Origin of the sequence: Hydrogenophaga sp., assembly GCF_014773545.1 — a bacterium.
Taxonomy (GTDB): domain Bacteria; phylum Pseudomonadota; class Gammaproteobacteria; order Burkholderiales; family Burkholderiaceae_C; genus Hydrogenophaga.
Map to the genome: position 1 here is coordinate 16913 of NZ_SDDV01000008.1, position 11935 is coordinate 28847.

General features: G+C 67.0%; 9 protein-coding genes and 1 tRNA gene. 5 read left to right on the forward strand and 5 right to left on the reverse strand.

Annotated features, from left to right (window positions below):
- Positions 1-19: 19 nt before the first annotated feature.
- Positions 20-96: transfer RNA gene (locus EST26_RS07300), tRNA-Pro, on the reverse strand.
- A gap of 103 nt (positions 97-199) precedes the next feature.
- Between EST26_RS07300 and EST26_RS07305 the strand changes: the two genes are divergently transcribed.
- On the forward strand, positions 200-3058 hold the full coding sequence (locus tag EST26_RS07305) for an AMP-binding protein (protein ID WP_291066601.1): 2859 nt from the start codon (positions 200-202) through the stop codon (positions 3056-3058).
- 7 nt (positions 3059-3065) lie between these two features.
- Here the strand turns inward: EST26_RS07305 and EST26_RS07310 are convergent, their stop codons facing one another.
- Complete coding sequence (locus EST26_RS07310) at positions 3066-4439, reverse strand: MFS transporter (RefSeq protein WP_291066602.1); 1374 nt, start codon at positions 4437-4439, stop codon at positions 3066-3068.
- A 112-nt stretch (positions 4440-4551) separates the two neighbouring features.
- Entirely contained in the window at positions 4552-8601 is a 4050-nt protein-coding gene (gene purL / locus EST26_RS07315; RefSeq protein WP_291066605.1) for a phosphoribosylformylglycinamidine synthase, read from the reverse strand.
- 81 nt (positions 8602-8682) lie between these two features.
- On the opposite strand from purL, the gene serB reads away from it, so the two are divergent.
- A complete protein-coding gene (gene serB / locus EST26_RS07320; protein ID WP_291066606.1) occupies positions 8683-9411 on the forward strand; it encodes a phosphoserine phosphatase SerB in 729 nt (242 codons plus the stop codon).
- 9 nt (positions 9412-9420) lie between these two features.
- Here the strand turns inward: serB and EST26_RS07325 are convergent, their stop codons facing one another.
- Together EST26_RS07325 and EST26_RS07330 are read right to left on the reverse strand one after the other, a co-directional pair.
- The gene (locus EST26_RS07325) at positions 9421-10791 is read right to left on the reverse strand and encodes a TrpB-like pyridoxal phosphate-dependent enzyme (protein WP_291066608.1); all 1371 of its coding nucleotides are present in this window, start codon (positions 10789-10791) and stop codon (positions 9421-9423) included.
- Positions 10792-10932: 141 nt separating this feature from the next.
- The gene (locus EST26_RS07330) at positions 10933-11247 is read right to left on the reverse strand and encodes an SDR family oxidoreductase (RefSeq protein ID WP_291066610.1); all 315 of its coding nucleotides are present in this window, start codon (positions 11245-11247) and stop codon (positions 10933-10935) included.
- 89 nt (positions 11248-11336) lie between these two features.
- Here EST26_RS07330 and EST26_RS10480 point away from each other — a divergent pair, with 89 nt between their 5' ends.
- From EST26_RS10480 to EST26_RS07340, 3 genes are read left to right on the forward strand one after another with little or no spacing between them, the layout of a single operon-like run.
- Positions 11337-11459 carry a hypothetical protein gene (locus tag EST26_RS10480; protein WP_366474530.1) on the forward strand — a complete coding sequence of 41 codons (123 nt, stop codon included), beginning with the start codon at positions 11337-11339 and terminating at the stop codon, positions 11457-11459.
- 11 nt (positions 11460-11470) lie between these two features.
- Complete coding sequence (locus EST26_RS10485; RefSeq protein WP_366474532.1) at positions 11471-11644, forward strand: hypothetical protein; 174 nt, start codon at positions 11471-11473, stop codon at positions 11642-11644.
- Positions 11641-11895: a hypothetical protein gene (locus EST26_RS07340; protein WP_291066612.1), complete on the forward strand. Its 255-nt coding sequence runs from the start codon at positions 11641-11643 to the stop codon at positions 11893-11895. Before EST26_RS10485 ends, EST26_RS07340 begins: the two co-directional genes overlap by 4 nt.
- The last annotated feature ends 40 nt before the right edge of the window (positions 11896-11935 follow it).

Below are 11935 nucleotides of genomic sequence, written 5' to 3' on the forward strand. Positions count from 1 at the left end.
TTTCGGTCTGGCTTTTTATTGGTCGGCGTGGCGGGATTCGAACTCGCGACCCCTTGCACCCCATGCAAGTGCGCTACCAGGCTGCGCTACACGCCGACAAGCCTGCCATTGTAGCTTGATTTTATGTCCCCGGCCCGCACGCCGCGTCAAAGGAAAAGGGCACAATCCAGCCGGCTCTAAACAAGGAAAATGAACCGTCATGTACCGCTCCGACCTGCCTGCACCCAGTAGCCGCTTGAGTTTGGAGCAGTTGCACGCGCTGGTGGCCCAGACCCTGCGCGACCTGCACCCCGGCCGACCCGACTTGCCGCCGATCAGCTCGGCCAGCACACTGGACCGCGAACTGGGCTTTGACAGCCTAGGGCGCATGGAGTTGTTGCTGCGCATCGAGTCGGCCGCTGCTGTGGCCTTGCCGGAAGAAACGCTGCAAAACGCCGAAACGGTGGACGACTTGTGGCAGGCCTTGCAACAAGGGCGTGCGCGCGCGCCGACCGGTGCCAGCGCGCCGCCTCAGACGCAGCCGGCGCAGCCAGTCAGCGCAGCGCCGCTGCCCGCTGGGGGCTCCAACGCGGCGCCCTGGCTGCAGGCCCACACCTTGCTCGACGTGCTTGACGCGCACGTGCAGGTGCACCCCGACCTGACGCAAATCATTTATCTGGCCGACAACGAGCAAACTCGCATCAGTTACCGGCAACTGGCCGATGCTTCGGCTGCGGTGGCAGCCGGTTTGCAGCGCGCCGGACTCAAACAGCGGCAAACGGTGGCGATCATGCTGCCGACTTCGCCCGCCTACTTCTACACCTACCTGGGCATTTTGCGCGCCGGCGGCATTCCGGTGCCGATCTACCCGCCAGCACGTCCCTCGCAACTGGAAGACCACGTGCGGCGCCACACCGGCATTCTGGAGAGCGCGCAAACGGTGTTGATGGTCAGCGTGCCGCAGGCCATGACGGTGGCACGGCTGTTGCAGGCGCGCGTGCCGGGTCTGCGCGCGCTGCTCAGCGCCGACGATTTGCTGGCGCAGGCTGGCACGCCGCAGCCGGTGCCGGTGCGCAGCGACGACACGGCCTTCATTCAATACACATCGGGCAGCACCGGTCAGCCCAAGGGCGTGGCGCTGACGCACGCCAACCTGCTGGCCAATATTCGCGCCATGCTGCAAGTGATCGATGCGCGCAGCGACGACGTGTTCGTGAGCTGGTTGCCGCTGTACCACGACATGGGCTTGATCGGCGCCTGGCTGAACTCTTTTTACGTCGGCTGCCCGCTGGTGGTGATGTCGCCGCTGGCGTTTCTGGCGCGACCCCAGCGCTGGCTGGAAACCATCTCCAGCTTTGGCGGCACGCTCTCAGCCGGTCCCAACTTCGCCTACGAGCTGTGCCTGTCGCGCATCGGCGACGAGGCCCTGGCCGGACTCGACCTGAGCCGCTGGCGGCTGGCATTCAACGGCGCCGAACCGGTGCTTGCGAGCACCCTCAGCCGCTTCCAGCAGCGCTTTGCCGCCTGCGGTTTTCGTCCCGAAGCCATGACGCCGGTGTACGGGCTGGCCGAGTCCTCGGTCGGCTTGCTGTTTCCGCCGCTCGGGCGCGGCCCGCGCGTCGATGTGATCGAACGCGCCACTTTCGAGCGTGAGCAGCGGGCCGTGCCCAGCGCCGCCACCGACGGCGGCGCTCTGCGCTTTGTCGCCTGTGGCCGCGCCCTGCCCGGCCACGAGGTGCGCATCGTCGACGCCGCCGGGCAGACGCTGCCTGAGCGCACCGAAGGTCGCTTGGTGTTTCGCGGCCCGTCGGCCACGCAAGGCTATTGGCGCGCGCCCGAACAAAGTGCGCGCCTGTTTCAAAACGGCTGGCTCGACAGCGGCGACCGCGCCTACGCAGCCGAAGATGACATTTTTGTCACCGGTCGGGTAAAAGACATTGTGATTCGCGCGGGGCGCAACCTCTACCCGCAGGAGATCGAAGACGCCGTGGGTGCCGTGCCTGGTGTGCGCAAGGGTTGCGTGGCGGTTTTTGGGCGCAGCGACGCCGACAGCGGCACCGAACGGCTGGTGGTGCTGGCCGAGATCCAGCCGCGCCATGCGCGCGCGCCAGCCGAGCTGCGCGCGGCGGTGGCGCGCGCCGTCGTCGATGCGATTGGCGAGCCGGCCGACGAAATCATTTTGGCACCGCCGCACACGGTGTTGAAAACCTCCAGCGGCAAGGTGCGGCGGGCGGCGTGCCGTGTGCTGGTCGAGCAAGGCGGCGTGGGCGCATCCACGCTGAGCCCACAGCGCCAGTGGCTGCGGCTGGCGCTGGGCAGCGTCGGCTTGCGCGCGCGCGCCGCCGCCCACCGGCTCGTCCAGCGCAGCGCTGGCTTGCTGTTTGGCCTGTGGGCGCTGCTGCTGTTCGCGCTGTTTACACCGCTGGTTTGGCTGCTGGTGCAAACGCGGCCGAACCAGGCTTCGGCCTGGGCCCTGTGCCGGTTCGCGGCGCGCGGCTTGTTGCGCCTGAGCGGCCTGCCGCTGTCGGTGCAGGGACTGCAACACCTGCCCACGCAGACCGCCGCCGTTCTGGTGTGCAACCACGCCAGCTACCTCGACGGTCTGGTGCTGGTGGCCGCACTGCCCAAGCCGCACGCCTTCGTCGTCAAGCGCGAGCTGGCCAGCCAGTTCGTAGCCGGTCGCTTTCTGCGCCGCCTGGGGGTGGCGTTTGTCGAACGCTTCGACCCGCGCCGCAGTGTGGCCGATGCACAAGCCATGGCTGCAGCGGCGCAGGCCGGACAATCGCTGCTGCTGTTTCCCGAGGGCACGTTTCGCGCCTCAGCCGGCCTGCTGCCGTTTCGGCTGGGCGGCTTCATTGCCGCTGCGCAGGCTGAGGTTCCCTTGCTACCGGTCACGCTGACCGGCACGCGCACCTTGCTGCCCGGCGAGCGCTGGTGGCCGCGCTGGACCCCTTTGTCGGTGCAAATCGGTGCGCCGCTGGAGCCGGTCGCCGGCGCCGACTTGTTTGCCAGCGCCGTGCAGTTGCGCGACGCGGCGCGGGCGGTGATTGTGAGCGGACTGCCGCCCGAAGAAGCCTGAGAGCGACTCAGACGTCGCCGTTGCTGGCAGCGGCTTCAATGCCGCGGTTGACGTTGACCCGCGCCAGCAGCAGCAAACCGAGCACGAAGAACGCGCCGGTGGAGACGATGGCCAGCCGGTGATTGCCGGCCGTGATCCAGGTGATAAGCCCGTAGGTCATGGGGCCGACGATGGACGACAGCCGCACGGCAAAAGTCCACAAACCGAAGAACTCGGCGCGCCGGGGTGCCGGAGAGAAAACGCCAGCCAGCGCCCGACCGGCCGACTGGCTGCTGCCCATGCACAAGCCGGCAAGCACCGCCGCAACCCAAAACAGCGTCGGACCGGTGGCCAGTGCGGCCAGCAGCGTCATCAGAATCCAGCCGCCCAAGGTGATGCCCAGTGCCGGCCGATGGCCGATGCGGTCTTGCACGTAACCCCAGACGAAAGCGCCAATGATGGCCGCGATGTTGACCAGGAAGATCATCATCATGGTCTGCATCTGGGTGAACCGGAGCACCTCGGCGGCGTACACCGCGGCCAAGGTCACCACCACCGAGATGCCGGCCTGGTAAGCGACCGAACTGAGCAAAAAGGCGCTGAAGTCGCGAAAGCGCCGCGACTCATGCCAGGTGCGGTGCAAACGCGCCAGCGAAGCCTGCAAACCAGGCTCTTGCAGCACCTGCGACGGCGGCGGCGCATGGCCGCGCAAGAGCGCGAAGTGGTGCGCCTGCTCCAGCTTTTGCTGCCGGGTCTGCGGCTGAGCGCGCTCGCGCAGCAAAATAAAAGTCAGCAGCGAAGACAGCGCAAACACCGCTGCGGTGATCAGCATCGTCACCGGAACAAAGTGCGACGCCGGCAGACCCTGCCCTTGAGCCCAGAACACGTAGGCCAGACTCAGACCGAGCGTGAGCATGCCACCGAAATAGCCAAAGCCCCAGCCCCAACCGGAAACCCGACCCATGCTGTCGGGGCGTGCCAGTTCGGGCAGGAAGGCCGCAATGAGCGACTCACCGTAGCTGAAAAACACATTCGACAGCACCACCGCCACGATCGCCCACGCCACCTGGCCGGGGCCAGCGCCGGCCAGCGCCGCGGTGGCGAGCACGCAGCCGGCGGTGGAGATCATCAGCAGTTGTTTCTTGGCCGCCCGCAAGTCGGCGTAGGCGCCGATCAGCGGCATGGTGAGCATGACGATGATGCTGGAGAACGCCAGCGCCGAAGTCCAGGCCAGCGTGGCCCAACTGGCGCCGCCAGCGATGCCGCTGACGAAGTAGGCGCTGAACACCGCCGTGAGCACCACGGTGGTATAGCCTGAGTTGGCAAAATCGTACATGGCCCAACCCAAAACTTCTCGCTTGCGCACGCCAGGGTTGAGTGCTGGGTGACTGGATGGGTTCATGGTGGTGCGACTGGGCGGCAGTGACGGGCGATTCTGAAGCTCGACAGGTTAACAGCTTGAGGTCGCACCGCTGTGACAGCAGGCTCGCTCGGATCGCAACGCGATCCGGCGCTCAATCCAGCCAACGGCGCGCGTTGTGCCAGAGCTGCAACCACGGACTTGGTGCGCTGGGGTCGCCTCGGGTCCAACTGAGCTGGATGTTGCGGAACACGCGCTCGGGGTGCGGCATCATGGCGGTGAAGCGGCCGTCGGCGCTGGTGACGGCGCACAGGCCGCCGGGGCTGCCGTTGGGGTTGAAGGGGTAGGCTTCGGTGGCGGCGCCTGAATGATCGACGAAGCGCAGGGCGGCAATCACCCGCGCCGGGTCGCCCTGCCGCTTGAAGTTGGCGTAGCCCTCGCCGTGCGCCACCGCGATCGGCAGTCGGCTGCCGGCCATGCCGCGCAGAAACAGGCTGGGCGAGTCCAGCACCTCGACCATGGACAGCCGGGCTTCGAAGCGCTCGCTCTGGTTGGTGGTAAAGCGCGGCCAGTGCGCCGCACCGGGAATGATGTCGGCCAGTTCGGCAAACATCTGACAGCCGTTGCACACGCCCAGGCCAAAGGTGTCGGCGCGGGCAAAGAAATGCTGGAATTGCTCGGACAGCAGCGGGTTGAAACTGATCGAGCGCGCCCAGCCTACGCCCGCGCCCAGCGTGTCGCCGTAGCTGAAGCCGCCGCAGGCCACCACGCCTTGAAAGTCGGTCAGCCGGGCGCGGCCGTTTTGCAAGTCGGTCATGTGAACGTCAAACGCCGCAAAACCGGCCTGGGTGAAGGCGTAGGCCATCTCAAGATGCGAGTTGACGCCCTGCTCGCGCAGGATGGCAACCCTGGGCTGCTGCAGCAACAAGGCCGGCGCCTCCAGGCCAGCGCGCAGCTCGGGTGCCAGCACCAGATGGACGTGCAGGCCCGGGTCGTCGGCTTGACCGGCGCCGGCGTGTTCGGCGTCGGCGCAGGCCGGGTTGTCGCGCTGGCGGCAGATGTTCCAGCTCACACTGTCCCAGACCTGGTGCAGGTCGAACAGGCTGGCGTCAAACACCCGCTTGGCGTCGCGCCAGATCTGCAGCCGGCCCTGGCCGGCGTCCGTGCCCGAGCAGGCCGGACGGGTCTTGCCGATCACGTGGCTGTGCGCCGACAGACCGTGCGCGCGCAGCGTTCGCAGCACCGCGTCGCGCTCGGCCGTGGGTACTTGCAACACCACGCCCAGCTCTTCGTTGAACAGCGCCTTGAGGGTGAGGTCGGCGCGGCGCGCGCCGACCTGCTGCGCCCAGTTCTTGGCGTCGCCGCTGTCCATGCGGCTGTCGCTGATGCCGTCGCCCTCGGTCAGCAGCAGGTCGAGGTTGAGCGCCACGCCGACGTGACCGGCAAACGCCATTTCGGCCACCGCCGCCAGCAGACCGCCGTCGCTGCGGTCGTGGTAGGCCAGTATCTGGCCCTGGGCGCGCAAGGCATTGACGGCTTGAACGAGTTGAATCAGGTCTTGCGGGCGGTCGAGGTCGGGCACCGCGCCGCCCTCTTGACCGAGGACCTGCGCCAGAATGCTGCCGCCCATGCGCTGGCGGCCTTGGCCGAGGTCGATCAGCAGCAGCGTGCTGTCTTCGATCTCGCGATTGAGTTCCGGCGTGCAGGTGCCGCGCACGTCGGCCAGGGTGGCAAAAGCGGTCACAACCAGGCTCACCGGCGCGCTGACTTTCTTTTGTTCGCCCGCGTGCGACCATTGGGCGCGCATGGACAGGCTGTCCTTGCCAACCGGGATCGAGATGCCCAGCGCCGGACACAGCTCCATGCCAACCGCTTGCACGGCCTCGTACAGCGCAGCGTCTTCGCCCGGTTCGCCGCAGGCGGCCATCCAGTTGGCCGAGAGCTTGACGCGCGCCAACTCGATCGGTGCGGCCAGCAGGTTGGTGATGCTCTCGGCCACCGCCATGCGGGCGGCGGCGGCGGCGTCGAGCGCGGCCAGCGGCGCGCGCTCGCCCAGCGCCATGGCTTCACCGGCAAAGCCCTGGAAGTCGGCCAGGGTGACGGCGCAATCGGCCACCGGCACCTGCCAGGGGCCGACCATCTGGTCGCGGTGGCTCAGGCCACCGACGCTGCGGTCGCCAATGGTGATGAGAAAGCGCTTGGAGGCCACCGTGGGGTGGCGCAACACGTCGATCACGGCCTGCTGCAAATCGACGCCGTCGAGCTGGATCGGCGCTGCGCGGCGCACGTGGGTTTTGACGTCGCGCTGCATCTTGGGCGGCTTGCCCAGCAGCACGTTCATCGGCATATCAACCGCCAGCGCCGGTGCGGCGCAACCGCTGGCTGCCTGCGGCGCGAACAGATCGAGTGCGCCGACTTGCAATTGGCGCTCTTCGGTGGCGACGCCGACCACCGCGAACGGGCAGCGTTCGCGCTCGCAAAAGGCCTGGAAACGCGCCAGCGCAGCGGGCGCAATCGCCAGCACATAGCGCTCCTGGCTTTCGTTGCACCAGATTTCTTTCGCCGCCAGACCGGATTCTTCCAGCGGCACGGCGCGCATGTCAAAGCGTGCGCCGCGGCCGGCGTCGTTGACCAGCTCCGGGAAGGCGTTGGACAGGCCGCCGGCGCCGACGTCGTGAATGGCTAGGATCGGGTTGTCAGCGCCCTGCGCCCAGCAGTGGTTGATGACCTCCTGGGCCCGGCGTTCGATCTCAGGGTTGCCGCGCTGCACCGAGTCGAAGTCGAGCGCGACCGCGTTGCTGCCGCTGGCCATGGAACTGGCAGCGCTGCCCCCCATGCCGATTTTCATGCCCGGGCCGCCAAGCTGGATCAGCAGCGAGCCGGGCGGAAATTGAATTTTCTGCGTCTGCCCGGCGTCGATCACGCCCAGGCCGCCGGCCATCATGATGGGCTTGTGGTAGCCGCGCTGCACTCCGGCGACGTGCTGCTCGTACTCACGAAAATAGCCCAGCAGGGTGGGACGGCCGAATTCGTTGTTGAAGGCGGCGCCGCCCAGCGGCCCTTCGATCATGATTTGCAGCGGGCTGGCGATGTGCTCGGGCTTGCCGCCGGGCTGCTCGCTCAGGCCGCCCCAGAGTTTGGAGACGCTAAAGCCGCTCAAGCCGGCCTTGGGCTTGGAGCCGCGACCGGTGGCGCCTTCGTCGCGGATTTCACCGCCGGCACCGGTGGCCGCGCCGGGAAACGGTGCAATGGCGGTTGGGTGGTTGTGCGTTTCAACTTTCATCAAAATGTGCTGCCGGGCGGTCTCGCTGGCGTAGAGCGGACAAGGGCCTGCGTCCCAGCGGGCCATGAAGCGCTCGACCGCAGTGCCTTCCATGATGGAGGCGTTGTCTGAGTACGCCACCACGGTGTGCTGCGGCGCCTGCTGGTGCGTGTGGCGAATCATGGCAAAGAGGCTTTTGTCCTGCGCCACGCCGTCGATGCTGAACTGGGCGTTGAAGATTTTGTGCCGGCAGTGCTCGCTGTTGGCCTGCGCGAACATCATCAGCTCGACGTCGGTCGGGTTGCGCTGCAAGCCGCTGAAGGCGCCCAGCAAGTAGTCGATCTCGTCGTCCGACAAGGCCAGGCCCCAGTCGGTGTTGGCCTGCAACAGCGCGGCGCGACCGCCGCCGAGCAGATCGACCTGCTCCAGCGGCGCGGCCTGCAGTTGGCCAAACAGCGCCTGCGCCTGGCTGCGCTCGTGCGTCACCGTCTCGGTCATGCGGTCGTGCAGCAGCGCGGCAGCGCCCTGCCACTGTGCCGGCGTCAGCGCGCTGGCGCCAAACAAGCGGGCCTGCCACTGCAAGCGGTACTCCAGCAGGCGCTCGACCCGGTGCAGCTTCAAGCCGCAGTTGCGGGCTATGTCGGTGGCCTTGGAGGCCCAGGGCGAGACCGTTCCCAGCCGCGGCATCACCAGCAGCACCGGGGCGGCAGCACCAGCCAGCTTCAGGTGCAGCGGCGTGCAGGGCTCGCCGTAGTTCAGCAACTGGCCCAGACGCAGCAGTGTGGCGGCGTCGGGTTCGGCGTCGAACGATGCCAGGTGCACAAAACGGGCCGACAAGCCGACAATTTGTTCCGAAACAGCCGCCAGGCGGGGCAAAAACTGCTGGACTTTGAAGTCGCTGATGGCGTTACCGCCGTCAAAATAGCGCAGATGCAAGGACACGGTGCGAGCCTGGTGCGTGGACCCGGCGAGTAGGTGATAACGCGCCATTTTACCGAGTGACGATCCCGGATAATCGCCCCCATGAACCCAGCCATCGAATTCGCCCCTGGCCTGATGATCCAGGGCTTGCAGCCACCGCTCAGGCTCGGCGACTTCAAGCTGATAGCCTTCGACATGGACTCGACGCTGATCAATATCGAGTGCGTCGACGAGATTGCCGCTGCGGTCGGTCGCAAGGCCGAGGTGGCAGCCATCACCGAAGCCGCCATGCGCGGCGAAATCAGCGACTTCAAGCAAAGCCTGCGTCAGCGCGTGGCCTTGCTGCGTGGCGTCACAGTGGCCGACATGGAGCAGGTCTACCGCGAACGGCTGCAGCTCAACCCCGGCGCAGCCGAGCTGGTGCAAGCCTGCAAGGCCGCCGGGCTGAAGGTGCTACTGGTCTCGGGTGGTTTCACTTTTTTTTCCGAGCGCGTGCGCCACTGGCTGGGCATAGACTTCACGCGCGCCAACGTGCTGGAAATTGAAAGCGGCCCCAACTGCGGCCAGCTCAGCGGCCGCCTGCTGCCCCAGCCCTGGGGCGAGATTTGCGACGGCGCAGAAAAACGCCGCACGCTGCTGGAGGTGGCGTCGCTGCTGGGCGCCTCAGCCGCGCAGTGCATCGCAGTGGGCGACGGCGCGAACGACCTGGAGATGATGGCCGTTGCCGGCCTGTCGGTGGCCTACCACGCCAAGCCGCTGGTGCGCGCGCAGGCGCAGGTAGCCATCAACAGCGGGGGGCTGGACCGCCTGCTCGAAGTGGTGCAGCCCTGAACGCGCCCATCAGGCCGGCTCAGGCACGCTGGGCAGGCCGGCCAGCGCCATCGCCAGCTCTTTTTCGTCGTATTGCTCGTCTTTGAGCTCACCGGCAAAGTACTTCTGGTACGAAGCCATGTCGAAATGGCCGTGCCCACAGAGGTTGAACAAAATGGTTTCGCTCCGGCCTTCGCGCTTGCAGCGCAGCGCCTCTTCAATCGCCCCCTTGACCGCGTGGTTGGCCTCGGGCGCGGGCACGATGCCTTCGGCGCGGGCGAACGTCACCCCGGCGGCAAAGCACTCGCCCTGGGTGTAGGCCAGCGCCTCCAGCAAGCCCAGTTCTTTCACATGCGACACCAGTGGCGCCATGCCGTGGTAGCGCAGACCCCCGGCGTGAAAACCCGGCGGCGTGAAGCTGCTGCCCAGGGTGTGCATCTTGGTCAGCGGTGTCAGGTGGCCGGTGTCGCCAAAGTCGTAGGCGTATTTGCCGCGTGTGAGCGAGGGGCAAGCCGCCGGCTCCACCGCCACGATGCGCGGCTTGGGCCCGCCGCGCAAACCGTGGCCAATGAACGGGAACGCGATGCCCGCAAAGTTGGAGCCACCCCCGGTGCAGCCCACCACCACGTCGGGCCAGACATCGGCCATGTGCAGTTGCTCCATGGCCTCCAGGCCGATGATGGTCTGGTGCAGCAACACGTGGTTGAGCACCGAGCCCAGCGCGTACTTGGTGTCCTCGCGCTGCACCGCCAGCTCCACCGCCTCTGAAATGGCAATGCCCAGGCTGCCGGGGTGCTCCGGGCGCTGGGCCAGCACGCTGCGCCCGTAGGCGGTTTCGTTCGAAGGCGAGGCCACGCAGCGCGCGCCGTAGGTTTCCATCACGGCACGGCGGTAGGGCTTCTGGTCGTAGGACACGCGCACCTGGAACACCAGCACCTCCAAGTCAAACAGGCTGCCCGCAAAGGCCAGCGAGCTGCCCCATTGCCCGGCGCCGGTTTCGGTCGTCAGGCGCTTCACACCGGCTTGCTGGTTGTAGAAGGCTTGCGGGATGGCGGTGTTGGGCTTGTGGCTGCCGGCCGGGCTGACCCCTTCGTATTTGTAGAAAATTTTGGCTGGCGTGCCCAGCACTTTTTCCAGCCGGTGCGCGCGGTACAGCGGCGCCGGACGCCAGAGTTTGTAGATGTCGCGCACCGGCTCGGGAATGTCGATCTCGCGCTCGGTACTCACCTCTTGCAAGATAAGCTCCATCGGGAACAGCGGCGCCAGGTCATCGGGGCCCATCGGCTGCAAGGTGCCGGGGTGCAGCACCGGCGGCAGCGCGCAGGGCAGATCGGCCTGGATGTTGTACCAGGACTTGGGCATCTGACTTTCGTCGAGCAGGTATTTGGTCGGGGTCGTCACAGTCGGATTCCTCGGTTGAGCTGTCCATGAACAGGCGGTCAACGCCAGCGCCGTTGACCGCCTGAGCCAATGTAGCATGGGCTCAGGTGCGACTTCGCCGCGCCGCTGAGGTCGGCGCCGTCGCTCAGCACCCGTTCTGGATCAACCCGCCAGCGCCGCCTTCACCACCGCCGCCAACGGCGTGGTCGGGCGGCCGATCATCTGGCTGAGCTGTTTAGCGTCGTCGAACAGCGCGCCCATCGAGGCGCCTGCATCGGCGTCGGGCAGGTCGTGGTAGACCACGGACTGACCGGACTGCTGCGCGATCTCGGCGGCGAACTCCGCCAGGGCGGCAAGGTCAGCGGCTTTGGCGGGGCTGCGCACGGCGGCCACGATCTGGCCGACAGGCACGGTCTTGAGCAGGTTCTGGATGACGAGGCGACCGAGCTGGCCGGTGGCGCCGGTGCTGGCGATCATGAAAAAACGCCTTGTGTGGATGGGGTGAGGCGCGGAGAATACCGACCAAGCAAATTTTTTGTAAGTACGCACACTAAGGTAAGCACCTAATGTCAGCCACACCCCCGAACGCTCAGACCGACACCCCCACCATCGCCACGCTGATGGCGCGCGGCGAGCTGTTTGCGGCCGAATGTCCGTCGCGCGAAGTGCTGCGGCACGTGACCCGATAGTGCCACCGCATGTGGAGTACAGCCTCACGCCGATGGGGGTGGAAGTGGCACGGCAAGTGCAGGGGCTGGCCGACTGGATCGAGGGCAACCTCGGCCGCATCCTCAGCGGGCGGCGCGCGCGGTCCGATGCACGGGCAGCAGCGCCCCTGCCCGGCGTGCGCGCCGGGCGGAGAACGCCGGCATGAGCGGTTCCCTGAAAGACTTGGGCCCAATGAGCCTGCACCCGGTGAACGAGGGCGTGTTCGCCGTGCGGGACGCCGCCGGCCAGCCTGTGGGCAATCTCAAGCGCATCGGTTCGGTGTGGAAGTTCAAGGCTGTGGGCTACACCGCTGCGGGCGAGCCCGAGCCCGGTGGCGGCCCGCTCACGGCGCAGCACAACAGGGTGTTCGAGCGGCCCGACGCATCTGAGCTGAGCGCACGCCTGCTGGCCGACTGAACCTCGACCCACCGCCTCAGAGGCTGAGCGTCTTTCGAAT

Bases quoted from the DNA above. Each gene is read 5' to 3' on its own strand.
- EST26_RS07330 (WP_291066610.1), bottom strand. From the start codon at position 11,247: ATGATCGCCAGCACCGGCGCCACCGGCCAGCTCGGTCGCCTCGTCATC.
- EST26_RS07305 (WP_291066601.1), top strand. From the start codon at position 200: ATGTACCGCTCCGACCTGCCTGCACCCAGTAGCCGCTTGAGTTTGGAG.
- EST26_RS07310 (WP_291066602.1), bottom strand. From the start codon at position 4,439: ATGAACCCATCCAGTCACCCAGCACTCAACCCTGGCGTGCGCAAGCGA.
- EST26_RS10480 (WP_366474530.1), top strand. From the start codon at position 11,337: ATGTCAGCCACACCCCCGAACGCTCAGACCGACACCCCCACCATCGCC.
- EST26_RS07340 (WP_291066612.1), top strand. From the start codon at position 11,641: ATGAGCGGTTCCCTGAAAGACTTGGGCCCAATGAGCCTGCACCCGGTG.
- serB (WP_291066606.1), top strand. From the start codon at position 8,683: ATGAACCCAGCCATCGAATTCGCCCCTGGCCTGATGATCCAGGGCTTG.